The 23,249-nt window shown below is 46.9% G+C and carries 22 protein-coding genes; 11 read left to right on the top strand and 11 right to left on the bottom strand.

What is annotated here, in order from left to right; all coding sequences use genetic code 11:
• Nucleotides 1–3 precede the first annotated feature (3 nt).
• Nucleotides 4–561, top strand: coding sequence for a VC2662 family protein (locus CCZ37_RS11855; protein ID WP_167372410.1), 558 nt, complete (start codon nt 4–6; stop codon nt 559–561).
• Nucleotides 562–607: 46 nt separating this feature from the next.
• Here CCZ37_RS11855 and CCZ37_RS11850 read toward each other — a convergent pair whose 3' ends face one another.
• Both CCZ37_RS11850 and epmB read right to left on the bottom strand, forming a co-directional pair.
• Entirely contained in the window at nt 608–1,081 is a 474-nt protein-coding gene (locus tag CCZ37_RS11850; protein WP_094500596.1) for an MgtC/SapB family protein, read from the bottom strand.
• A gap of 73 nt (nt 1,082–1,154) precedes the next feature.
• Entirely contained in the window at nt 1,155–2,177 is a 1,023-nt protein-coding gene (epmB, locus tag CCZ37_RS11845; RefSeq protein ID WP_094500595.1) for an EF-P beta-lysylation protein EpmB, read from the bottom strand.
• A gap of 33 nt (nt 2,178–2,210) precedes the next feature.
• Between epmB and efp the strand changes: the two genes are divergently transcribed.
• The gene (efp, locus tag CCZ37_RS11840; RefSeq protein ID WP_094500594.1) at nt 2,211–2,777 is read left to right on the top strand and encodes an elongation factor P; all 567 of its coding nucleotides are present in this window, start codon (nt 2,211–2,213) and stop codon (nt 2,775–2,777) included.
• A gap of 139 nt (nt 2,778–2,916) precedes the next feature.
• Here efp and frdD read toward each other — a convergent pair whose 3' ends face one another.
• Genes frdD through frdA form a run of 4 tightly spaced genes read right to left on the bottom strand, consistent with a single transcriptional unit; the run spans nt 2,917 to nt 6,265 of the window.
• Nucleotides 2,917–3,294: a fumarate reductase subunit FrdD gene (frdD, locus tag CCZ37_RS11835; RefSeq protein WP_010317640.1), complete on the bottom strand. Its 378-nt coding sequence runs from the start codon at nt 3,292–3,294 to the stop codon at nt 2,917–2,919.
• Between the two features lie 12 nt (nt 3,295–3,306).
• Nucleotides 3,307–3,690, bottom strand: coding sequence for a fumarate reductase subunit FrdC (gene frdC / locus CCZ37_RS11830; RefSeq protein WP_094500593.1), 384 nt, complete (start codon nt 3,688–3,690; stop codon nt 3,307–3,309).
• A 2-nt stretch (nt 3,691–3,692) separates the two neighbouring features.
• Nucleotides 3,693–4,451, bottom strand: a complete 759-nt coding sequence (locus tag CCZ37_RS11825) for a succinate dehydrogenase/fumarate reductase iron-sulfur subunit (protein WP_010317642.1) — start codon at nt 4,449–4,451, stop codon at nt 3,693–3,695.
• On the bottom strand, nt 4,451–6,265 hold the full coding sequence (frdA, locus tag CCZ37_RS11820; protein WP_094500592.1) for a fumarate reductase (quinol) flavoprotein subunit: 1,815 nt from the start codon (nt 6,263–6,265) through the stop codon (nt 4,451–4,453). Before frdA ends, CCZ37_RS11825 begins: the two co-directional genes overlap by 1 nt.
• A gap of 244 nt (nt 6,266–6,509) precedes the next feature.
• Here frdA and epmA point away from each other — a divergent pair, with 244 nt between their 5' ends.
• The 5 genes from epmA (at nt 6,510) to cysE (ending at nt 10,858) form a co-directional block, all read left to right on the top strand.
• The gene (gene epmA, locus CCZ37_RS11815) at nt 6,510–7,484 is read left to right on the top strand and encodes an elongation factor P--(R)-beta-lysine ligase (protein WP_094500591.1); all 975 of its coding nucleotides are present in this window, start codon (nt 6,510–6,512) and stop codon (nt 7,482–7,484) included.
• Between the two features lie 156 nt (nt 7,485–7,640).
• Complete coding sequence (locus CCZ37_RS11810; protein ID WP_094500590.1) at nt 7,641–8,075, top strand: rhodanese-like domain-containing protein; 435 nt, start codon at nt 7,641–7,643, stop codon at nt 8,073–8,075.
• Between the two features lie 167 nt (nt 8,076–8,242).
• Complete coding sequence (gene secB / locus CCZ37_RS11805; RefSeq protein WP_094500589.1) at nt 8,243–8,710, top strand: protein-export chaperone SecB; 468 nt, start codon at nt 8,243–8,245, stop codon at nt 8,708–8,710.
• Between the two features lie 181 nt (nt 8,711–8,891).
• A complete protein-coding gene (gene gpsA / locus CCZ37_RS11800) occupies nt 8,892–9,950 on the top strand; it encodes an NAD(P)H-dependent glycerol-3-phosphate dehydrogenase (protein ID WP_017043209.1) in 1,059 nt (352 codons plus the stop codon).
• A gap of 86 nt (nt 9,951–10,036) precedes the next feature.
• Entirely contained in the window at nt 10,037–10,858 is an 822-nt protein-coding gene (gene cysE, locus CCZ37_RS11795; RefSeq protein ID WP_010317654.1) for a serine O-acetyltransferase, read from the top strand.
• A 64-nt stretch (nt 10,859–10,922) separates the two neighbouring features.
• Here cysE and CCZ37_RS11790 read toward each other — a convergent pair whose 3' ends face one another.
• The 3 genes from CCZ37_RS11790 to argE form a co-directional block, all read right to left on the bottom strand.
• Nucleotides 10,923–11,462, bottom strand: a complete 540-nt coding sequence (locus CCZ37_RS11790) for a PadR family transcriptional regulator (protein ID WP_010317655.1) — start codon at nt 11,460–11,462, stop codon at nt 10,923–10,925.
• 366 nt (nt 11,463–11,828) lie between these two features.
• The gene (gene ppc, locus CCZ37_RS11785; RefSeq protein WP_094500848.1) at nt 11,829–14,462 is read right to left on the bottom strand and encodes a phosphoenolpyruvate carboxylase; all 2,634 of its coding nucleotides are present in this window, start codon (nt 14,460–14,462) and stop codon (nt 11,829–11,831) included.
• Nucleotides 14,463–14,694: 232 nt separating this feature from the next.
• On the bottom strand, nt 14,695–15,831 hold the full coding sequence (gene argE, locus CCZ37_RS11780; protein WP_094500588.1) for an acetylornithine deacetylase: 1,137 nt from the start codon (nt 15,829–15,831) through the stop codon (nt 14,695–14,697).
• Nucleotides 15,832–15,986: 155 nt separating this feature from the next.
• Here argE and argC point away from each other — a divergent pair, with 155 nt between their 5' ends.
• From argC to argH, 4 genes are all read left to right on the top strand, one after another.
• Nucleotides 15,987–16,988 carry an N-acetyl-gamma-glutamyl-phosphate reductase gene (gene argC / locus CCZ37_RS11775; RefSeq protein ID WP_010317661.1) on the top strand — a complete coding sequence of 334 codons (1,002 nt, stop codon included), beginning with the start codon at nt 15,987–15,989 and terminating at the stop codon, nt 16,986–16,988.
• Between the two features lie 23 nt (nt 16,989–17,011).
• Nucleotides 17,012–17,803, top strand: a complete 792-nt coding sequence (argB, locus tag CCZ37_RS11770; protein WP_010317663.1) for an acetylglutamate kinase — start codon at nt 17,012–17,014, stop codon at nt 17,801–17,803.
• 93 nt (nt 17,804–17,896) lie between these two features.
• Nucleotides 17,897–19,120 (top strand): argininosuccinate synthase, encoded by a 1,224-nt coding sequence (locus CCZ37_RS11765; RefSeq protein ID WP_094500587.1) that lies wholly within the window; start codon nt 17,897–17,899, stop codon nt 19,118–19,120.
• A 129-nt stretch (nt 19,121–19,249) separates the two neighbouring features.
• A complete protein-coding gene (gene argH, locus CCZ37_RS11760) occupies nt 19,250–21,124 on the top strand; it encodes an argininosuccinate lyase (protein WP_094500586.1) in 1,875 nt (624 codons plus the stop codon).
• A 194-nt stretch (nt 21,125–21,318) separates the two neighbouring features.
• Here argH and CCZ37_RS11755 read toward each other — a convergent pair whose 3' ends face one another.
• Complete coding sequence (locus CCZ37_RS11755; RefSeq protein WP_010317669.1) at nt 21,319–21,573, bottom strand: DUF3624 domain-containing protein; 255 nt, start codon at nt 21,571–21,573, stop codon at nt 21,319–21,321.
• 129 nt (nt 21,574–21,702) lie between these two features.
• Nucleotides 21,703–23,172, bottom strand: a complete 1,470-nt coding sequence (locus CCZ37_RS11750; RefSeq protein WP_094500846.1) for a dihydrolipoyl dehydrogenase — start codon at nt 23,170–23,172, stop codon at nt 21,703–21,705.
• Nucleotides 23,173–23,249 lie beyond the last annotated feature (77 nt).

The following is a 23,249-nucleotide window of genomic DNA, read 5'->3' as shown; positions in this document are numbered from 1 at the left end:
TTTATGAAAAAAGTACTTTCAGCACTAGCCGTAGCGGCTGCGCTATCTTCTTCTGTCGTGATGGCTGGTACTCCAGTTATGTTCTCTTCTATCGATAACTTCAATGCGCCGGATGAAAATGCGGTATCAGGTGTTCGTGTTGCGGCTCTTTACGGTAAAGTGAATGAAGTTAAAGGCTTAGATCTCGCCGTTGTTGGATTATCTGAAACGAACTCTACGACGGGTGTCAATTTAGGCCTTTTAGGTGCATCGAAAGTCAACCAAGAGATGACTGGTGCATCGTTGGGTCTTTTAAACTGGAACACAGGCAATACTTATGGCGCTAACTTGGGTGTAGTGAATCTGACCAACAATGTACAAGGTGCTAACGTCAGTCTAGTGAACTACTCTGAAGGTAATACCATGGTTGATGTTGGTGCGGCCAACTTTTCTGATACATCAACAGTGCAAGTGGGTTTGTTCAACAAAACCACAAAAATTGAAGGTGTTCAAGTTGGTCTAATTAACTGTGCAGATAACGGTTTCTTTAAGTGTTTTCCTATCATTAACTTTGCTAAGTGATCGGTGACTGAAACTAAACCCCCCGCCTTGGGCGGGGGTGATTGAATTATGTACGACGCCTAAAGCGTTGATGAACACCACGACGCAAACTTTGAAAGCTATTTTCTACCTTATCCACGCCGTACAACACACACAATGCCAATACTGTAATAATCACGGACTGCTGTAAGTAGCCAAGTCCAATCATCAAGCCCAGTGACGCCAGTACCCAAATAACAGCGGCTGAGGTGACGCCATGGATTTTTCCATCTTGAGTCATCATCACGCCTGCGCCTAAAAAACCAACCCCAGTAATAATTTGTCCAAGCACGCGGGCTTGATCCAAGGTGTTTGGGGACAGTGATACGGCCATCGCGAGGAAGAAATAAGTTCCTGCTATGATTAATATTGATGTGCGAATGCCTACTGGTTTACCTCGAGTTTGGCGTTCAATGCCAATCAGTAACCCATTGATAGCACAGCACAATAGTGCAGCCCAACTAAAGGGGCCAAGATCAAGAAATTGTCCGAGAGATTGCATGATGTTTTCCGAAAAATTATTAAGGTTAGAGTGTGTTGATTGATAGTAAACCGCATCTTTTGATGCACTGTTATTACTCTAAATGCAGGTCGAGCGGTGTTTTACTGGCTCTGCCACCGATTTCTCGAGTGAGTTTAGGAACAAGATAGCCTGATACTTGTTCAATAACACCAGTCATTATTTTTTTTGCTTGTTGATCGTTAACAAAAAAGTGCGCTGCGCCTTGCACTTTATCCAGCACATGCAGGTAATAAGGCAAAATTCCTGCATCAAATAAGGTTTCGCTGAGCGCGACTTGCGCGTCAACGCTATCATTGACACCTTTTAACAATACACCTTGGTTGAGTAAGGTAACATTGATGGCGCGCAGACGACTCATCTGCTGTTTGAATTCTAGATTGATTTCATTGGCATGGTTAATGTGCGTCACCAAAATGACTTGTAAGCGAGTTTCACGCAGCAGTTCACACAATGTATCGGTGATTCGAGCCGGGATCACCACGGGTAAGCGCGAGTGAATACGCAACCGTTTAATATGAGGCACGCTGCTGATTGCATCGATGAGCCAACGCAGTTCTTCATCTTTCGCCATTAACGGATCACCACCCGATAAAATGACCTCATTGAGCTCGGGATGCGCGGCAATATAGTCGACACTTTGCTGCCACACCGGCTTTGAGCCTTTATTCTCTTGGTAGGGGAAATGACGACGAAAGCAGTAACGGCAGTTAATCGCACAACCACCTTTGACTATCATTAGCACTCGGTTGCGGTATTTATGCAGCAATCCCGGAATGGCATTGTTTTGCTCATCAAGCGGATCATTTGAGTACCCATCATGCCACTCAAACTCTTCATTGAGTGGCAAAACTTGACGCAACAGGGGATCGTAAGGGTTTCCTTTTTCCATGCGATCGACAAAACTTTGTGGCACCCGTTGTGCGAAGAGTTTGCGTGCGGCAAACCCGTTTTGCCAAAAGGCAGGATCAATCTCTAACTTCTGGAGAAGATCGGCAGGGTTTGAGATCGCATTCGTTAATTGTTGAAGCCAGTTTTGCTCAACAGAATCAAGTTTTCGGGTTATTATATGCGGCATTGAATTTAACTCGAAGAATGGTAAGAGGAAAAAATGGCTACTGTTAGCACGAATGAATTTAAAGGCGGTCTCAAAATTATGCTTGATAATGAGCCTTGTGTCATTCTCGAAAATGAATATGTGAAACCAGGTAAAGGCCAAGCCTTCAACCGTGTCAAAATCCGTAAACTTCTTTCTGGCAAAGTGTTGGAAAAAACATTTAAGTCAGGTGATTCAGTAGAAACGGCTGACGTAATGGATATCGACCTTGATTATCTTTATAACGATGGCGAATTCTACCACTTTATGAACAATGAAACATTCGAGCAAATTGCGGCGGATCGTAAAGCGGTGGGTGAAAGCGCTAAATGGCTAGTGGAAAACAATACCTGCATGTTGACGCTTTGGAACGGTAACCCAATTGCGGTAACGCCACCAAACTTTGTTGAACTTGAAGTGGCTGAAACTGATCCGGGCTTGAAAGGCGATACGCAAGGTACGGGTGGTAAACCCGCTACGTTGGTCACAGGTGCTGTGGTACGTGTGCCACTGTTCATCTCTATCGGTGAAGTGATCAAAGTGGATACCCGCTCTGGTGAATATGTAGGTCGAGTCAAATAATCACCTCAAGATAAGTAAGAAGGTCGCTCGGTTAGCGGCCTTTTTTATTTTCCTACTTTTTTGTACTAAAAAACGAGAGAGAGTGCTGCAATAAAAAGAGCTGCCGAGGCAGCTCTTTGATGTCATCACGTTTCTGTCTTTAAATCATAAAGATAAAAACGACAGCGAGTGCGGAAATCAGCCCTGCAAACGCATAACAGGCGATTTTACCCACTAAACCTGTGTGGAATTTTAGGTCATGCATACCATGGTGGACACGGTGCATGGCATGCCACATCGGTAAGGCTAATGTGCCAATGATGAACAGCGCGCCGATGATGCTAGTTGCAAAACTTGAAACGCGTTCATAGCTCATTGCCTCGGCATCGATAATGCCCAATGGCGCTAAAATACCCAATACGAGAATGGTGATCGGGGTAATCATCGCAAACCATGTTCCACCAGCACCAAACAGCCCCCACCAGATAGGTTCATCAGAACGTTTTGGCGTGCGATTTACCTTATAATTGTTGTTCATGACTATAAGCTCCTACACCACGATGAGAACAATCAGTGAGATAAATGCAACCGCTGCCCACTGAGTTAAGACGATGATTTTCTTGTCGATTAGCTTACCCTTCAAGCGGATTGGCATCACTTGAGGCATCATGCTGAAGAAGGTTTGTGCATGCAGCAAACTTCCCGCCAACGCGACAATATTGATGGCGACCACAACTGGGTTCGCCATAAAGCCTAACCAGCCTTCCCATGCTTCAGGGCCTTTAACCAAGCAGCCCAAGCCAAAGGTCAGGAACAAGGTAAAGAATATCAGTGGCAGTACCGTGGCTTCACGCAACATGTAGAAGCGGTAGAATGGGTGATCTTTCCACCAAGTACGTGTCATTTCACGAACGTAAGGTTTACGGTTACTCATCCTTATGCCTCCACTTTCTTTGGTGAACCGTCAGGTTTTAGCATGGCAATCACGAAGTCCATTGAAGACTCAACTTTACCTTGGTTGACGGCTGCCGCTGGATCAACGTGTTTTGGACACACTTCAGAGCAGTAACCAACAAAGGTACAACCCCAAGCGCCGTTGTCACCATTGATAAGCTTCATACGCTCGGCTTTACCATGGTCACGGCTATCTAAGTTGTAGCGATGAGCAAGGGTTAATGCCGCAGGGCCAATAAACTCAGGGTTCAAACCAAACTGAGGGCAGGCCGCGTAGCAAAGACCGCAGTTAATACAACCAGCAAATTGTTTGTATTTGGCCATTTGCTCTGGCGTTTGTAAGTTGGTGCCATCTTCAGGTTTGCGATCGTTGCCAATGATGTAGGGTTTAATGGCTTCAAGACGCTCGATAAACGAAGTCATATCCACGATCAAATCTTTTTCAATTGGGAAGTTGGCTAAAGGTTCAATTTTCACGCCATTAGGGTAATCGCGCAGGAAGCTTTTACAAGCCAATTTAGGTACGCCATTGACCATTACACCACACGAACCGCAGATCGCCATACGGCAAGACCAGCGATAAGAGAGATCCTTATCGAGGTTATCTTTGATGTAGCCTATCGCGTCGAGCACTGACATGGTGTCATCAAAGGGAACTTCAAACGCTTGCAGGCGTGGCTTAGCATCTTTTTCTGGGTCGTAGCGCAAAATGTCTACTTTTTGAATGCGATTTGCTGACATTATTTTTGCTCCTCTGCGCTTTTCTCTGCTGCGGCTTTTTCCGCGGCAGCAGCCTGCTCTGCCGCTTCACCATAGAGACGAGCTTTCGGCTGAGACTTCGTGATCTTAACCGCGCTGTAGTCGATACTTGGAGCGGCATCCGGTTGATAGAAAGCCAAAGAGTGCTTGAGGTAGTTCACATCATCACGCTCAGTACAACCTTCATCTAAACGCTGATGCGCACCGCGAGATTCTTTACGCAAGATAGCCGAGTGAGCCATAGCTTCAGCCACTTCAAGGCCATAACCGACTTCGATAGCGTACAGAAGGTCGGTGTTGAACACTTTGCCTTTATCTTTAATGCTAATGTTCTTGTAGCGTGCTTTTAGCTCGGTGATTTTATCAATCGTCGCTTGCATTAAATCTTCTTGGCGGTAGATACCACAGCCCGCTTCCATGGTGTGACCCATTTCAGTTCGGATGGTGGCCCAGTTTTCATCACCTTCTTGGTTCATCAGCGCTGCAATACGCTCTTCTACGGCTTTGACTTGTTTGGCGATAGATTCATCGTTCCAGCCTTTGAATTCCGCTGCGCGTTTCACTGCACTTTCACCGGCAACGCGGCCAAAGACCACAAATTCAGCTAACGAGTTAGAACCCAAACGGTTTGCACCATGCAAACCAACCGAGGCACATTCGCCGACCGCAAACAGACCTTTGATGCGCGTTTCACACTGTCCGTCCGTTTCGATACCACCCATGGTGTAGTGTACGGTTGGACGAATTGGGATCGGCTCTTTTGCTGGATCAACGTTGACGTAAGCTTTCGCCAATTCGCAGATAAACGGCAAACGCTCTTGTAAGTACTCTTCACCGAGGTGGCGAAGATCAAGCAGCACCACATCACCAAGCGGATGTTTGATGGTGTTGCCTTTCTGTTGTTCATGCCAGAAAGCTTGAGAAACTTTGTCGCGAGGACCGAGTTCCATGTATTTGTTTTTAGGCTGCCCTACCGGAGTTTCTGGGCCCATACCGTAATCTTGCAGATAACGATAGCCATTTTTATTGACGATAATACCACCTTCACCGCGGCAGCCTTCCGTCATCAAAATCCCCGTGCCAGGTAGGCCAGTTGGGTGGTATTGCACGAACTCCATATCGCGTAGAGGGATGCCATGACGATAAGCCATCGCCATACCATCGCCAGTTACAATGCCGCCGTTGGTGTTGCAGTGATACACACGGCCCGCGCCACCAGTGGCTAACACCACAGATTTTGCTTTGATGGTTACTAGTTCACCTTCGGACATATGAATCGCGATAAGCCCTTGCACTTCGCCATCTTCAACAAGCAGATCCACCACAAAATACTCATCAAATCGATTGATTTGTGGGTACTTCATTGAAGTTTGGAAGAGAGTGTGCAGCATGTGGAAGCCTGTTTTGTCGGCGGCAAACCAAGTGCGTTCGACCTTCATTCCACCAAAACGGCGCACGTTGACTTCGCCATTTTCTTTACGGCTCCATGGGCAACCCCACTGTTCCATTTGCACCATCTCGCGGGTCGAGTTGGCCACAAAATATTCAACAACATCCTGTTCACATAGCCAATCACCCCCACCAACGGTATCGTTGAAGTGGTTGTCGAGACTATCTTCTTCCTTGATAACTGCTGCTGAGCCTCCTTCCGCTGCAACCGTATGAGATCGCATAGGATAAACTTTAGAAATCAGAGCGACTTCTAAATCAGGATTTGCTTCAGCGGCTGCAATTGCAGTGCGAAGACCAGCGCCGCCTGCGCCGATGACTGCGATATCTGTGGTGATAATTTGCACAGTTATCCTCCAGTGTGTGATGCGGAAAATCCGCTTGTTATAGTTAAAGGTTCGTAAGCCTTAAGAGGTACACCCAGTGTAGAAGAGCTGGGTAAAGAAAAAATTGATTCTGTTAGGTTTTTGCTTCGGAAATGCAAGTGCAAGCATACTTATTTTTCTTTGTGTGATAATAATCACGTTAGAATTTGGAATTACGCTTCAAGTCAGTAAAATTCATATCATCCAAACTTATGTGTGCCAGAACATGAATAGAAAAAACTGGATGCCAACCGCATCAATATCACAACTCAAACAGCGTGCTCAGTTACTCAAGCAGATCCGCCATTTCTTTGAACTACGAGATGTATTGGAAGTCGACACACCAGCCATGAGTCATGCCACGGTAACCGACATTCATTTGCAAACCTTCCAAACCCAGTTTGTTGGCCCAGGCTATGCTGATGGCCGTCAACTCTATTTAATGACTAGCCCAGAGTTTCATATGAAACGACTTTTGGCGGCGGGGAGTGGTTCGATTTATCAGATCAATAAAGCGTTTCGCAACGAGGAAAATGGCCGCTATCACAACCCAGAATTTACAATGTTAGAGTGGTATCGGGTTGGTTTTACTCACCATGATTTAATGGATGAGATGGATCAATTGCTGCAACTTATTTTGCAGTGTGGAGCGGCGCAGAAGATGAGCTACCAACAAGCATTTTTGCAGGTACTTGGGGTTTGTCCGTTAGAAGGCTCAATGGACGAGTTAAAAGCGGCTGCGAGCCTATTGGGTCTGAGTGACATTGCAGAGCCAGAAGAGGATAGAGATACCTTACTGCAACTGCTATTTAGTGTCGGTGTTGAGGCGGAAATTGGTCAACAGGTACCCGTTTTTGTTTACGATTTTCCTGCATCACAAGCGGCACTAGCTAAGATTAACCCGCAAGATCATCGTGTTGCAGATCGCTTTGAGGTCTACTTCAAAGGGATTGAACTTGCGAATGGTTTTCATGAGTTGGACAACCCACAAGAGCAACTGGCTCGTTTTGAAGCGGATAACCAAAAGCGTAAAACGATGGGGCTGGTCGAACAGCCGATTGACTACCACTTGATAGCAGCATTAGAGGCTGGCTTGCCTGAATGTTCGGGAGTGGCGCTTGGTATTGATCGCTTGATTATGCTGGCGTTAGGCCAAGATCATATTGATAACGTGACGGCTTTTCCTTTTCCGATAGCTTAAGCTTTTAAGCTGATGTGGATTGCGCGCTTGCAGTGCGATGAGCGCGCTGAAAAACGGCAACAGTTTCTTATTATGCAATGTAAGCCCTCGCGTCTGGCTGACAACCTCGTTATACTCCTTGTCTGATTTTAAGCCCACATTGCAAGAGCACAGAATATGCAAGAGTACATCGAATTTTTCCAACACAATATGATTCTATCTTTGGCATGGGTAGGTATTCTCGTCGCCTTAATCATGAGCATCGTGAAATCAACCACGGCAGCCTATAAAGAGCTTACGGCTTCACAAACGACGCTTTTAATGAATCGTGAAAACGGTGTGGTTGTCGATATCCGCACGAAAGATGAGTTTAAAAAAGGCCATATTACCGATGCGGTTCACATTTTGCCGTCGGATATTAAATCCGGTAACTTGGCTAGCCTTGAAAAGCACAAGTCTGACCCCATCATTGTGGTATGTAAAACGGGTCAAACCGCGCAAGAGAGTGCCAACCTGCTTGCTAAAGCTGGGTTTGAGAATGTGAATCTACTGAAAAATGGTCTTGTAGCTTGGAATGAAGCGAACTTGCCACTGGTTCGTGGCAATAAATAATTGACTGATCGCGGTTATCTTGAACTGAGTGTGCTGGCTGAAAAGCCAGCATTTGATGCTAAGAGTTGTGATGTTTTCCACGTAATCGTGAGCTCATCTAGTCATTCGAAATCAGCTCGGTTAGTCTAAAAGCAACACTGAATTTGTAAGTATTTAAGGATTTAATCATGGCTGAAGCCGCACAACAAACAGCACAACAAAATTTCGCAATTCAACGTATCTTTCTAAAAGATGTCTCTTTTGAAGCGCCAAACTCACCTGTTATGTTCCAAAAAGAGTGGAATCCAGATGTGAAGTTGGATCTTGACACTCAAAGTCGTGATCTGGGTGAAGGTGTGTATGAAGTGGTATTGCGCCTAACGGTGACAGTGAAAAACGCGGAAGACATCGCGTTCTTATGTGAAGTGCAACAAGGTGGTATTTTTACTGCTGAAAAAATGGAAGCGGGCCAACTTGCTCATTGTTTAGGCGCATTCTGCCCGAACATTCTGTTCCCATATGCACGTGAAACGATTTCTAGCTTGGTTGTAAAAGGGACATTCCCACAACTTAACCTTGCACCAGTGAACTTTGATGCATTGTTCATGAACTACCTACAACAACAAGCGACTCAAGGCGAGCAAGCAGAAGCTTAATCGTTAATGACGTGAGATCATTAACGTTGGCGTTCCACGTCAGACTTTGATGATAAAAAATGCACAAAGCATCCCAGATAATGATGGTGCGTTGTGCATTTTTTGTTTATTTCGAATGCCAATACCTCAGTTCCTTGCTACTCCGTATTGAAAGCTGTATCGGGAGGAATTTAGGTATAACATGACAACACGAATAGCAATGGACGAAACAATGACAGATCCTAACAGTATTTACGGTAAAGCGATCACCATGACAGTAGTTGGTGCGGGTTCTTACGGCACATCTCTGGCGATTTCTTTAGCACGTAACGGTGCTAATGTTGTCCTTTGGGGACACGATGCTAAGCATATGGCTCGTCTTGATGCTGATCGTGCTAACCAAGAATTTTTACCCGGTATTGATTTTCCCGATTCGCTGATTGTGGAAACCGATTTAAAAAAAGCGGTACAAGCGAGCCGTGATTTGTTGGTTGTCGTTCCGAGCCACGTATTTGGCCTTGTTATGAACAGTTTAAAGCCTCACTTGCGTGATGATTCCCGTATTTGTTGGGCAACCAAAGGGCTTGAACCTGAAACGGGCCGGCTGCTGATGGATGTGGCCTATGACACCATTGGCGAGCGCTATTCATTGGCGGTGTTATCTGGGCCGACTTTTGCTAAAGAGCTGGCGATGGGAATGCCTACCGCAATTTCTGTTGCCTCGCCTGACGCGCAGTTTGTCGAAGATCTGCAAGGCAAAATTCACTGCAGCAAAACTTTCCGCGTTTACGCCAATAGTGATTTTATTGGCATGCAGCTAGGTGGTGCGGTGAAAAACGTGATTGCGATTGGCGCTGGCATGTCCGATGGGATTGGCTTTGGTGCGAATGCGCGTACTGCATTGATTACGCGCGGTCTGGCCGAAATGTGCCGTTTAGGTGCGGCGTTAGGTGCTCAGCCAGAAACTTTTATGGGGATGGCTGGATTGGGTGACTTAGTGCTCACTTGTACCGATAACCAATCACGTAACCGTCGCTTTGGTTTGGCGTTGGGGCAAGGAAAAGATGTGGATACGGCGCAGCAAGAAATTGGCCAAGTGGTTGAAGGTTATCGCAACACCAAAGAGGTGTGGTTATTAGCGGCGCGCATGGAGGTTGAAATGCCAATAGTTGATCAAATCTATCAAGTGCTGTATCAAGGAAAAGATGCGCGTGTTGCAGCACAAGATTTGCTGGCTCGTGATAAAAAAGCAGAACGCTAATTCATTGCTCATGATTAGGCACAAAGCCTATTAGCAATCTACATTGACGCTCTAGAGATTGGATGAGGAAGGGTGATCAACCAACGATGAAACATTGCGAAAAACTCAAAGTGTGGCAAGCCATAGTCAAAGAGGCGCGCGAGCAGTCAGAACAAGAACCGATGCTGGCCAGTTTTTATCATGCCACTATTATTAAGCATGATAGTTTAAGCTCGGCCTTGAGCTACATTCTTGCCAATAAGCTGAATACGGCCTCAATGCCAGCGATGGCGGTGCGTGAAGTGGTCGAAGAGGCATTTGCCGCAGACCCCAGCATTATGGAAGCGGCGGCGTGTGACATCTGCGCGACTGTCAATCGCGACCCCGCGGTATCTATGTTTTCAATGCCTCTACTTTATCTCAAGGGCTACCATGCCTTACAAGGCTATCGCGTCGCGAACTGGTTATGGAAGCAAGGTCGAGTGGCGTTGGCTACCTATTTTCAAAACCAAATTTCGGTAGCTTGCCAAGTGGACATTCATCCTGCTGCACGTATTGGCCGCGGCATCATGCTTGATCATGCCACAGGCATTGTGATCGGTGAAACCGCGGTGGTGGAGAATGATGTCTCGATTTTGCAAGATGTAACGCTAGGCGGAACGGGTAAAGAGTGCGGTGATCGCCACCCGAAAATTCGTGAAGGCGTGATGATTGGCGCGGGTGCCAAAATTCTCGGTAATATTGAAGTGGGCGAAGGGGCGAAAATTGGTTCCTGTTCTGTGGTATTGCAAGCGGTGCCTCCGCACACTACCGTCGCCGGAGTGCCAGCCAAAATTGTCGGCCGCCCTCAAACCGATAAACCTTCGTTAGATATGGACCAACAATTTAATGGCCGCTCTCAAAGTTTCATTGCCGGTGATGGTATTTAATTTGGTCGTGGAAAAACAAAAGGGGTGATGCTCATTGAGCATCACCCCTTTTTTATGGTTGGCATTAAGCCATTGCATCGAGTTCAGCAAGCACTTCTTCAGCCCAATCAACCCACGCTTGGCGAACCAGTAGGTTGCGGCGTAGTGTTAGACGCTCAAGGCGCTGTAGCTTATCGAGGGTAGCTGGTGTTGCATAGTACGCAGACTCAATCTCTTTGTAGTGAGCAACCAGTTTTTTCGATTCTTCAACCAATTCACCCAGTTGAATTCGGTAAGGTGTTGCTGGTTGTACCGCGCAAGCGATCAATTTAGCGCTAAATTCATCACGTACGGTTGGGTGAGCGGTAGGTTGGTCAAACCATTCACCTAAAGCGCTGCGACCTGCATCGGTGATGGAGTAAACTTTACGATCTGGCTTGCCATCTTGCGGTTCTAATACACAAGTGACTAGGCCTTGTTGACCCATTTTATTCAGTTCGCGGTAAACTTGTTGGTGGCTGGCTTTCCAAAAATAGCCAATGCTCGAAGAGAACTCTTTTGTGATGTCGTACCCTGTGGCATCGCGAGTGCTCAAAACAGTGAGGATAACGTGTGGTAATGACATGTCTTTAATCCAAATGGTTAATAAACTCAAAAACAACTTGCTCAAACTCGTGTTGTGCTTCTGATGGCATCAATCATGAATGAGTGTAAGCAACACCCACCGTTCTATTGACGGAGTGGGTTGTGTCACCTTAAAAAGCCGTTTATCACCTAGGATTATATGCGTGACGCATATCGACCTGCGATTTGTTATGTTTGTATGCTACCGCAGAGGAGCAGTAGTATATCTAAATAATAAGCATAAAGTGGAATACTTTGTTAGTTTAGCTTAAAAAACTGATAATATGCTCAATAGTTTTTGTGATTAAAAATAAAAAGCCGCACAGTGACGGCCTTTTAGCTAGTTTGTGAAATAAAATGCTGTTACTTAGCCTGTGTTACGCATTCCTGCTGCAATGCCGGCGATAGTCACCATTAAGGCTTCTTCTAACTCTGCTGGTGCGGTTTCGGTTTGGCGAGTGCGATACAACAGCTCTGCTTGCAGCATATTTAATGGCTCAACATAGATATTGCGCAGACGGATTGACTCTTGACCCCAAGGATCGCTTTGCATCAAGTTCTCATTGTTTTCTACATTTAACACCGCTTTGATGTCTTTCTGTAATTGAGAACGCAAACGCTCACCGAGCGGGCGTAACGATTCATCGACTAAGCGTTCATCGTAATAGCGTGAGATTTCAATGTTGCACTTGGAGTAAACCATCTCTAGCATGCCCAAACGCGTTGAGAAAAATGGCCATTCACGGCACATCTCTTCCAGCAGTGCTTGGTGTCCTTTATCGATAGAAAACTGAATTGCTTCTCCCGCACCTAGCCAGGCTGGTAGCACGAGGCGGTTTTGGCTCCAAGAGAAGATCCACGGGATTGCGCGTAAGCTTTCGACCCCACCATTAGGGTTGCGTTTAGCCGGACGTGAACCGAGCGGTAATTTACCCAGCTCTAGCTCTGGCGTTGCTTGGCGGAAGTACGGGACAAAGTCCGGTTCGCCGCGAACAATATGGCGATACGCTTCGCAAGAGACTTCAGACAATACCTCCATTAAGTCGCGCCAATCTTGTTTTGGCTCTGGCGGCGGCAGCAGGTTCGCTTCTAAAATGGCGCTGGCGTACATCGTAAAACTATTGACCGCTACTTCTGGTAGACCAAGTTTAAAGCGGATCATTTCGCCTTGCTCCGTCACACGCAAGCCACCTTTTAAGCTTTTGGGTGGTTGTGAAAGCAGTGCCGCATGTGCTGGAGCGCCCCCGCGACCAATGGTGCCGCCGCGTCCATGGAATAGTGTCAGTTCAATTCCGGCCTCTTCACTGACATTAACCAAAGCTTCCATCGCGCTGTATTGCGCCCAACCAGCGGACATTACACCTGCATCTTTAGCGGAATCTGAATAACCAATCATCACCATCTGGTGGTTTTGAATAAAGCCCCGATAGAGATCAATGCCCATTAGCTGGCGGATCACCGTTTCTGCGTTGTTTAAATCATCCAAAGTTTCGAACAGTGGACAAACGTCCATGCGATAAGGGCAGCCACACTCTTGCAACAATAGATGTACAGCAAGTACATCTGATGCGGTACGAGCCATCGAAATCACATAAGCACCAAAGGCTTCGCGAGGCTGAGAAGCAACGATTTTACAGGTGTCGATCACCTCTTTCACCGCTTCTGAAGGCTGCCAGTCACGAGGTAACAAAGGACGTTTTGAACTCAACTCATTGGTGAGAAACGCAATTTTGTCTTGCTCGCTCCACTGGTCATAATCACCAATGCCTAAATAACGGGTGAGCTCGGAGATCACATCAGAGTGACGAGTGCTCTCTTGGCGAATGTCCAAACGTACAAGATGCACACCAAACGCTTTAATCCGGCGCAGAGTATCAAGCAGCGAGCCATCGGCAATGACGCCCATGCCGCATTGATGTAAAGATTGGTAGCAGGCATAAAGCGGTTCCCACAACTGTGCGATATTTTGCAGTGGTGCTTTGCGTGCCAGTTGTTGGCCATTGATCTTGGCATCCAACACTTCCAGTGTTTCGCTGAGTAGTTCACGCAGGCGTTTGAGAATAGCGCGATAAGGTTCGTGTTCATCTATGCCAGCCAGATCGCGTAGCGCGTCACTGCATTTGGTCATCGACAGTTCGCTGACCAGCTCATTGATATCACCTAGGTAGAGATCGGCCGCTTTCCAGCGAGAAAGCAGCATTACTTCACGGGTGATTTTATGAGTCACAAAGGGGTTACCATCACGGTCGCCGCCCATCCACGAAGAAAAATGCACAGGGCGTGCATCAATTGGTAGCCCTTCACCTAAGTAGTTGGTGAGGTGCTCATCAAATTCACGAAGAAAATCAGGCACGGCTTGCCATAGAGAATTTTCTACCACCGCAAAGCCCCATTTTGCTTCATCCAGTGGCGTAGGGCGCTGCTTACGAATCACATCTGAATGCCAGCTTTGCGCGATCAACTGTTCTAAACGGCGTTCGGTTTTTTGGCGCTCTTTAAATGAAAGGTCACTGAGTTCAAGCTTGGAGAGACACTCGTTAATTTTCACCAGCTTGTTGATCATCGTGCGGCGTGTAATTTCGGTTGGGTGAGCCGTTAGCACTAACTCGATATTGAGATCGCGTACCGCTTGAGCAGCATCCAATTTACTGATTTTATTTTGATTTAGTTTAGTAAACAGTAAATTAATCGCATCAGGCTCACACACATGTTCTTCACAGTGACGTGAAATGGTGTGGTACTGCTCGGCCATGTTGGTTAAGTTAAGAAATTGGTTGAATGCCCGCGCTACTGGGGTGAGCTGTTCGTTGGGAAGGTTTTTGATCTCTTCAACCAAGCTGTCTCGATCGGCTTGATTGCCATTACGGGCTGATTTTGAAAGTTTTCGGATGGTTTCCACTTTCTCTAAGATAACGTCACCATGGGCGTCCTGAATGGTGTTGCCCAGCAAACGGCCAAGCATGCTCACGTTACTTTTGAGCGCAGCGTATTTTTCGTTCATTGTCATCCTGCCTTGTAAAAAAATTACATCCATTGTTCCTTGCTAAGTACACAATCTAGCGAAAAGATCCCTGTAGAGTCAAATAAAGCCGACTATTTTTACGATTATTGCTGAATGTTATTGAACGTGATCATTTGGTGAATAATTGGCGTAAATTACTGAAATTTTATTACAAAAATGCCCGACCGTAGAAACGCTGTCAGGCATTTATCGCTTGAGTAAGCTTGGTAGGCTAGAAGCAGTATTTATACATTGCTTTGGACAAAATCGAGATGGTTGGATCAATAAATTCAAACGCTAGGAATTCATCCGGTTGATGCGCTTGATCGATCGAACCCGGGCCGAGTACCAGTGTTGGACATAATTGTTGTAAGAACGGTGCTTCAGTACAGTAATTCACGGTTTGTGAAGCGGTATTGCAAATCTCTTCAATGTTGCCAATAAAGGGGTGATCATGCTGACATTCATAACCCGGAATCGCATCATGTAGCGCGGTAATCTCAATGCGGCCGGGCCATTTTGCACTGACTTCATTCAATGCATTGCGCAGCAAGTTATCGAGCCCATCTAGACTCATACCGGGCAGCGGGCGCACATCGTAATGCAATTCGCAGCAGCCACAAATGCGGTTTGGACTATCGCCACCGTGTATATGACCGAGGTTCAAAGTAGGGTTAGGAATGGCAAAGCCTGGGTGATGGTACTCTTTGATCAATTTGTCGCGCAGTTGCATTAACGCGAACAGCACTTCATGCATGATTTCGATGGCATTTACGCCCAGAGCTGGATCAGACGAGTGGCCCGATTTTCCTGTCACTCGAATAGCGTTGGCTACGTGGCCTTTATGGCCGCGGATGGGCACAAGGCTAGTCGGCTCACCAATAATGCAGTAATCCGGTTGAAATGGCGCATGTTCAGTGAAATGACGCGCGCCGAGCATGGTGGTTTCTTCATCACAGGTAGCCAACACATACAGCGGTTTACTCTGTTTACTCCAATCGACTTTTTTCACCGCTTCGTAGATAAACGCAAAAAAGCCTTTCATGTCTGCCGTGCCTAAGCCATAGAAACGATCATTGGCTTGCGTTAACGCGTGCGGTTCAAAATTCCAACGTCCTTCGTCAAATGGAACGGTATCACTGTGCCCCGCGAGCAGTAGGCCACCTTCACCGCTGCCTTTCTTTGCCACTAAATTGTATTTTCCCGGCGCGACTTTAATGGTGTCGACTACAAACCCTAAGCTGGAAAACCAGCTTGCCAATTTATCAATCACATTCTGGTTACCTTCGTCCCAACGAGCATCTGTGGAGCTGATGGAAGAGGTTGAAATCAGACCTTGGTAAACCTCAAGAAAACTGGGTAATTGCATATTATCTTTGCTCCTAGTATTGACAGAGTAATTGCGAGAAGGTAAAACACATATTAAATCACTTTGCGTGAATAAAAAACCGAGTTAAGTGTCTTTTTTGAAATTTATAGTCATTTTTAGATTGTCTTTTTTACCTTGAAATTGGATGTCACGAGATGTTGAAAACCACAATTATCGGAGCTAGCGGTTATACCGGCGCTGAGTTGGCGTATATGGTGCAAAAACACCCACAACTCACGCTATCAGGTTTATACGTTTCCGCCAATAGCCTAGATGCTGGAAAACCAATGGCTGAGCTGCATGGCAAACTCTCCGGTATTGTCGACATGCAGGTACAACCATTAATGGATCCGGTGAGCGTTGCAAGCCAATGTGATGTGGTGTTTTTAGCTACGGCTCATGAGGTGAGCCATGATCTCGCGCCTATTTTTCTTGCGCAAAATTGTCAAGTTTTCGACCTTTCTGGTGCTTTTCGCGTCAAAGGTGATGATTTTTACCAAAATTACTATGGTTTTAAACATCAACACCCTAAATGGTTAGAAAACGCGGTTTATGGACTGGCGGAATGGAATTGTGAGGCAATTAAGCAGAGCCAATTGATCGCCGTTGCGGGTTGCTATCCAACCGCATCGCAACTGGCGATAAAGCCTTTGGTTGAAGCGGGTTTGTTAGATACAACTCAATGGCCGGTGATTAATGCCACCAGCGGTGTCACAGGCGCGGGCAGAAAAGCGACATTAACCAACAGTTTTTGTGAAGTGAGCTTACAGCCATACGGCGTGTTTACTCATCGCCACCAACCTGAAATCGTCGCCCATTTAGGATGTGACGTGATTTTTACGCCTCACTTAGGGAATTTCAAACGCGGTATTTTGGCCACCGTGACGATGAAACTTGCATCAGGTGTTTCAGAGCAACAAGTCAGCCATGCTTTTGAGAAGGCGTACGCTAACAAACCAGCGGTTCGGCTCAAATCAACCTTGCCGAGCATCAAAGATGTTGAATTTACGCCATTTTGCGACCTCGGTTGGCGAGTGCAAGGTGAGCATATTATCGTCGTGTCCGCGATCGATAATTTATTAAAGGGGGCATCGAGCCAAGCGATGCAGTGTTTAAATATTCATTACGGTTTTTCTGAGCTAACGGCTTTGGTGTAACGCACCAAGCGTAAGGGTTAAATATGACAGATACAAAGCAAAATCCATTAGTGATTAAGTTAGGCGGCGCGGCGCTGTCTTGTTCTGAAACGCTAAGCAAACTGTTTGGCGCAATCGCACTGTATCAAGCTCAAGCTCAGCGACGAATTGTCATCGTGCACGGGGGCGGTTATCTCGTCGATGACCTGATGGCGAAATTACAACTAAAAACCGTGAAGAAAGAAGGTTTGCGTGTCACGCCTTATGATCAAATTCCGCTGATTGCAGGCGCGCTGGCTGGGACAGCCAACAAAATGCTGCAAGGGCAAGCGATTAAAGATGGCTTAAATGCGGTTGGTTTATCGCTCGCTGATGGCGGGTTATGCAAAGTCGAAGAGTTGGATCCAGAACTCGGCGCAGTGGGCAAGGCTTCTCCTGGTGATTCACAAATCGTGCAAGCGATTTTAGCCGCTGGTGGTTTGCCTATTATCAGCTCGATTGGCCTGACCGCTGATGGCCAAATGATGAATGTCAACGCCGATCAAGCAGCCGTTGCAGTGGCTGGCGCATTGGATGCAGAACTCGTTCTGCTTTCCGATGTGAGCGGTGTGCTGGATGGCAAAGGCCATTTGTTGTCGAGCCTCAATGAGCAGCAGGCCAATGCGCTGATTAAAGGCAAAGTGATCACGGATGGCATGATTGTCAAAGTGAAAGCGGCGCTGGAAGCGGCAAATGATTTAGGTCGCCCGATTGAAGTGGCGACATGGCGTTACCCAGATAAGCTCAGCAAATTGTTTGCGGGCGAAAGTATCGGGACCCAATTTTTACCTCAATAAACGTATTTAATCAGTTGTTGATAACAGCTGTAAGTAATTAATCACCCAGAGCACTGACCGCCAAGCGCAGCGCCGGGAAATGGAGAAAGTAAGATGAGCAAGGTTCAAGTCAATAAAGTCGTTGTCGCATACTCTGGCGGTCTAGATACCTCGGTAATCATTCCGTGGTTAAAAGAAAACTACGATTGTGAAGTGGTTGCCTTTGTTGCCGATGTCGGCCAAGGTGAAGAAGAATTGGTCGGCATTGAAGAGAAAGCGAAAGCGTCTGGCGCGTCAGAGTGTTATGTGGTCGATCTTAAAGAAGAGATGGTCGCTGAATACATCTACCCCACACTAAAAACAGGTGCTTATTACGAAGGTAAATATCTGCTTGGGACGTCAATGGCTCGCCCAATTATTGCCAAAGCGCAAGTCGAAGTAGCGCGTAAAGTGGGTGCTGATGCGCTGTGTCACGGCTGTACGGGGAAAGGTAATGACCAAGTGCGTTTTGAAGGTGCGTTTGCAGCCCTAGCGCCTGATTTACATGTGATTGCCCCTTGGCGTGAGTGGGACATCGTGAGTCGTGAAGAGTGTCTTGATTTCCTTGCTGAGCGTAACATTCCTTGCGCCGCTTCATTGACGAAAATTTACTCGCGTGATGCGAACGCGTGGCACATTTCGACCGAAGGTGGCGTGCTTGAGAGTACTTGGAACGCCCCTAATGAGGATTGCTGGGTATGGACAGTAGATCCAGAGCAAGCGCCAAATGAGCCAGAATTTGTCACACTGCAGGTCGCGAAAGGCGAAGTCGTTGGCGTCGATGGTGAACTGATGACGCCTTACAACGCACTCGTTTACCTTAATGAGAAAGGCTCTAAACACGGAGTTGGTCGTATCGACATCGTCGAAAACCGTTTGGTTGGTATGAAGTCTCGTGGTTGTTATGAAACCCCGGGAGGCACCATCATGATGGAAGCGTTGCGTGCTGTTGAGCAGTTAGTGCTCGATAAAGCCTCATTCGAATTTCGTGAAGAACTGGGTGTCAAAGCGTCGCATCTTGTATACGATGGCCGTTGGTTTACTCCGCTGCGTAAATCCATCATGGCCGCCGCCGATGAGCTGGCACAGGATGTTAATGGTGAAGTGGTTGTGAAGCTTTACAAAGGGCAAGCGACGGTGACGCAAAAACGTTCGGAAAACAGCTTGTACTCGGAAGAGTTTGCGACCTTTGGTGAAGATGTTGTGTATGACCAAAGCCACGCGGGCGGCTTCATTCGTCTCTATTCGTTGGCAAGCCGGATCAGAGCGTTGAACGAAGCGAAGAAGAATCAAGCCTAGGTTAACCCCCAAGGTAGAGACACAAAAATAACAATAAAAGATCGCTCTAGTAGCGATCTTTACTATAAAAATGATTGAGCAATTTGATGTGGTCACGCTCAGTCGCGACCTAAGAGCAGGAGATACGCAATGGCATTATGGGGCGGTAGATTTACCCAAGCAGCAGACACGAGGTTCAAAGAGTTCAACGATTCACTTCGCTTTGATTACCGATTGGCTGAACAAGACATTGTGGGCTCTATAGCATGGTCAAAGGCGTTGGTGTCAGTGAATGTTTTGGGTGAAGAGGAGCAGCAAAAACTAGAACTTGCGCTCAACGAACTCAAACTGGAAGTGATGGAAGATCCTGAGCAGATCTTACGATCTGATGCAGAAGATATTCACTCTTGGGTTGAGCAGCAGTTGATCAGCAAAGTGGGTGATTTAGGCAAAAAGCTGCACACTGGGCGCTCTCGTAATGACCAAGTCGCGACCGATTTAAAATTGTGGTGCCGCCAGCAAGGTCAACAATTACTGTTGGGGTTAGATCGCCTGCAAACGAAATTAGTGTCGGTTGCTCAGCAGCACCAAGCGACGGTTTTGCCCGGTTATACCCACCTGCAACGTGCGCAACCAGTGACCTTTGCGCATTGGTGTTTGGCCTATGTTGAAATGTTTGAGCGTGATTACTCTCGTTTAAATGATGCGATTAAGCGCCTTGATACTTGTCCGCTTGGCTCCGGCGCGCTGGCAGGTACGGCCTATCCGATTGATCGTGAACAGCTTGCTCATCATTTAGGGTTTCGCCGTGCCACGCGCAACTCGCTCGATTCAGTATCTGACCGAGATCACGTGATGGAATTGATGTCGGTGGCGTCGATCTCGATGCTGCACTTATCGCGCTTGGCGGAAGATATGATCTTCTACAACTCGGGTGAGTCTGGTTTTATCGAACTGGCTGACACCGTGACTTCGGGTTCATCCTTGATGCCGCAAAAGAAAAACCCTGATGCATTAGAGCTAATCCGTGGCAAAACGGGCCGTGTTTATGGCTCGCTTGCGGGCATGATGATGACGGTCAAAGCCTTACCACTGGCTTATAACAAAGATATGCAAGAAGACAAAGAAGGGCTGTTTGACGCGCTGGATACTTGGAACGACTGCATGGAAATGGCTGCGCTTTGCTTTGATGGCATCAAAATTAAAACCGAACGGACTTTAGAAGCGGCCAAACAAGGCTATGCCAATGCTACCGAATTAGCTGATTATTTAGTCGCCAAAGGGATCCCTTTCCGTGAAGCGCACCATATTGTGGGCGTAGCGGTGGTTGGCGCGATTGCGAAAGGGTGTGCACTTGAAGAGCTGACCCTTGCCGAGCTTAAAGAGTTTTCGTCGGTCATTGAAGATGATGTTTATGCGATCCTCACCATCGAATCTTGCTTAGAAAAACGCAGCGCTTTAGGTGGCGTTTCGCCAAAACAAGTGGCCTATGCGGTTGATCAAGCCAAAGCGCGTTTAGACAAACGTGACACCACGGCGGTGAAAGTTCGTCCTGCCCATTTGACGGATATTGAAACGCTAGAAAGTATGGTCACTTATTGGGCGAATATGGGAGAAAATCTGCCTCGTTCACGCAATGAGTTGGTGCGCGATATTGGTTCGTTTGCCGTGGCGGAACACCATGGTGAAGTGACGGGATGCGCCTCGTTATATGTCTATGACTCTGGGTTGGCTGAAATTCGTTCGCTTGGTGTAGAAGCAGGTTGGCAAGGTCAAGGACAAGGAAAAGCGATCGTCTCGTATTTAGTCAATAAAGCGCGGCAAATGGCGATTAAGAAAGTGTTTGTTCTGACTCGAACGCCAGAGTTTTTCATGAAGCATGACTTTATTCCAACCTCAAAAAGCCTACTGCCAGAGAAAGTACTCAAAGATTGTGAACAATGTCCACGGCAGCACGCTTGTGATGAAGTGGCGCTTGAGATCAATTTGGTTGAGCAGATCATCAAGCGAGTCAAGGTCGCTTAATACATTGATTACCAAAGCGGTTATTCGCGTTAATTATGCTGTGTAAAAAGATCTCAAAAAGATCGAATGGTCACGGAACAATTTAAGAAAGGCGCGGTCTATATCTGTACCACTGCTTTTTCTTAGAAGAATCTAAGAAGGCCCCAAACCTAATATTGGTTCTGGGGCTTTTTTCTTTTGCGCTCTTTGGCTTTTTATTTGTCGCGCCTTTGCCGCTTACGCCAAGGGAGTACCACAAACTTCATCCATAAATGTAAAAACAGCAAACCGTTAAAGGCAAAGCCAGCCATCAGTAAACTGATTGATTCAATGGTTTTTGGGTTATCTCTACATAGCCACCACCACACAAGCCAGCATCCAACCGACAGTACAGTGAGCTGATCCATACAAGATTGGCAGCGGCCGATTTTTTTCCAAAACCACGAAGATTGACAGTTATCGCAAGGCATAAAGGCGCTCATTCAAGAGAAAATAACGGCAGTATAACGTGCGCGAAGGTGTGAGTCTAAGGAGCGGCTGAAACTAAAGCGTATAAAAAATGGCCGCGCAAGGGCGGCCGTATGAATGGATATTTAAGGTTAACAGCCCGGACCGCAGTCCATGCAATGCTTGATCATCTCAGGGCCCAAATGAAGTTTCGCGTTTAGGTCACGCAGCGCGGTGCGCACGCCTTCTTCAATTACGGGGTGATAAAAAGGCATATCCAACATCTGTGAAATCGTCATCTGATTTTGATGTGCCCACGCCAGTAAATGAGCCAAGTGCTCCGCATTCGGTCCCATCATTTCAGCGCCTAAAAATCGCCCTGTTCCTTGCTCGCCATACACATGCAATAACCCTTTATTGCGCAGCATGACGCGTGAACGGCCTTGATTTTCAAACGACACCGTACCGATAGCAAAACAGCCACAATTTCCCAAACGAGTGGTTAGCTGTTTGTAGGATTCACCGACCATCGCAATTTGCGGGTCTGAAAAAACCGCTGAGATAGAGGAACGACGAAGCCCGGCGCGAATATCTGGGTAGCGGCCAGCGTTATCCCCTGCAATACGACCTTGATCGGCGGCTTCATGAAGCAGTGGCAGTTGATTACTGGCATCACCAGCAATGAAAATACTGTCTACAGAGGTTTGCAGCGTATAGTGATCGGCCGTTGGTACGCCGCGCGCATCAAGGGCTACATCGGTATTTTCAATCGCCAATTTATCGATGTTCGGGCGTCGACCGGTTGCCGCCAACACATAGTCAACGATAAATATCTCAAGCTGACCTTCACGGTTGATGAATTGGATTTCAACTTTGTCGTTTTGGCCTGTTGGAGAAGCAATGCGTTTCATGCTTTCCACTTTAACGTCAGCGTCTAAATAGAATTCTTCTTTAAACGTTTTATCGGCGTAAGCCATCACATCAGGGTCGGTTAATGGGCCAACTTGTCCACCAATGCCGAACAGCTTCACTTTTACCCCTAAGCGATGTAAGGCTTGACCTAGTTCTAAGCCAATCACCCCAGGGCCAAATACGACAACAGATTCGGGTAAGTCGTCCCACTCAAATAGGTCGTCATTAATGATTAAGCGATCGCCAAGTTCATGCCATACCGCGGGGTAGGCTGGGCGAGAACCGGTAGCAATCACGATCCGCTTGGCGTTGATTCGTGTATGGTTGTCTACCTGTAGGGTGTGGTTGTCGATAAATTGGGCGTAGCCTGAGATTTTGTCTTCAGCGGGGATCTCCTCAACGCCTTCAAGCACAAATCCGACAAAGCGGTCACGTTCACGTTTTACCCGCGCCATCACTTCACGTCCATTAATGACAATTTCACCTTGAGGATGAACCCCAAAAGCAGGAGCTTTGTGGATGTGATGGACGCTTTCAGCGGCCGCAATCAGTAACTTAGATGGCATGCAGCCGACGCGAGCGCATGTGGTTCCGTATGGGCCACCTTCGATCATGACGACACTAGTCGTATGTGCTTTTGCTGCACGATAAGCGCCGAGTCCGGCGGTCCCACCACCAATAATGGCTACATCAACGTTTAACTGTTTCATCATCGCTTTCTCTAAATTTGGAATGTGGATAGTCGATGGCAACATTTAATAATGCTGTCATTGAGTCTAAATGAGGA

The sequence above is a fragment of the Vibrio qinghaiensis genome, assembly GCF_002257545.1.
GTDB lineage: Bacteria > Pseudomonadota > Gammaproteobacteria > Enterobacterales > Vibrionaceae > Vibrio > Vibrio ordalii.
The sequence above is the reverse complement of the archived record's forward strand: the minus strand, read 5'-3'. Positions and strand labels throughout refer to the sequence as shown.

Coding starts and splice junctions, on each gene's coding strand:
- CCZ37_RS11855 (WP_167372410.1), top strand. CDS start 4: ATGAAAAAAGTACTTTCAGCACTAGCCGTAGCGGCTGCGCTATCTTCT.
- CCZ37_RS11850 (WP_094500596.1), bottom strand. CDS start 1,081: ATGCAATCTCTCGGACAATTTCTTGATCTTGGCCCCTTTAGTTGGGCT.
- epmB (WP_094500595.1), bottom strand. CDS start 2,177: ATGCCGCATATAATAACCCGAAAACTTGATTCTGTTGAGCAAAACTGG.
- efp (WP_094500594.1), top strand. CDS start 2,211: ATGGCTACTGTTAGCACGAATGAATTTAAAGGCGGTCTCAAAATTATG.
- frdD (WP_010317640.1), bottom strand. CDS start 3,294: ATGAACAACAATTATAAGGTAAATCGCACGCCAAAACGTTCTGATGAA.
- frdC (WP_094500593.1), bottom strand. CDS start 3,690: ATGAGTAACCGTAAACCTTACGTTCGTGAAATGACACGTACTTGGTGG.
- CCZ37_RS11825 (WP_010317642.1), bottom strand. CDS start 4,451: ATGTCAGCAAATCGCATTCAAAAAGTAGACATTTTGCGCTACGACCCA.
- epmA (WP_094500591.1), top strand. CDS start 6,510: ATGAATAGAAAAAACTGGATGCCAACCGCATCAATATCACAACTCAAA.
- CCZ37_RS11810 (WP_094500590.1), top strand. CDS start 7,641: ATGCAAGAGTACATCGAATTTTTCCAACACAATATGATTCTATCTTTG.
- secB (WP_094500589.1), top strand. CDS start 8,243: ATGGCTGAAGCCGCACAACAAACAGCACAACAAAATTTCGCAATTCAA.
- gpsA (WP_017043209.1), top strand. CDS start 8,892: ATGACAACACGAATAGCAATGGACGAAACAATGACAGATCCTAACAGT.
- cysE (WP_010317654.1), top strand. CDS start 10,037: ATGAAACATTGCGAAAAACTCAAAGTGTGGCAAGCCATAGTCAAAGAG.
- CCZ37_RS11790 (WP_010317655.1), bottom strand. CDS start 11,462: ATGTCATTACCACACGTTATCCTCACTGTTTTGAGCACTCGCGATGCC.
- ppc (WP_094500848.1), bottom strand. CDS start 14,462: ATGAACGAAAAATACGCTGCGCTCAAAAGTAACGTGAGCATGCTTGGC.
- argE (WP_094500588.1), bottom strand. CDS start 15,831: ATGCAATTACCCAGTTTTCTTGAGGTTTACCAAGGTCTGATTTCAACC.
- argC (WP_010317661.1), top strand. CDS start 15,987: ATGTTGAAAACCACAATTATCGGAGCTAGCGGTTATACCGGCGCTGAG.
- argB (WP_010317663.1), top strand. CDS start 17,012: ATGACAGATACAAAGCAAAATCCATTAGTGATTAAGTTAGGCGGCGCG.
- CCZ37_RS11765 (WP_094500587.1), top strand. CDS start 17,897: ATGAGCAAGGTTCAAGTCAATAAAGTCGTTGTCGCATACTCTGGCGGT.
- argH (WP_094500586.1), top strand. CDS start 19,250: ATGGCATTATGGGGCGGTAGATTTACCCAAGCAGCAGACACGAGGTTC.
- CCZ37_RS11755 (WP_010317669.1), bottom strand. CDS start 21,573: ATGCCTTGCGATAACTGTCAATCTTCGTGGTTTTGGAAAAAAATCGGC.
- CCZ37_RS11750 (WP_094500846.1), bottom strand. CDS start 23,172: ATGAAACAGTTAAACGTTGATGTAGCCATTATTGGTGGTGGGACCGCC.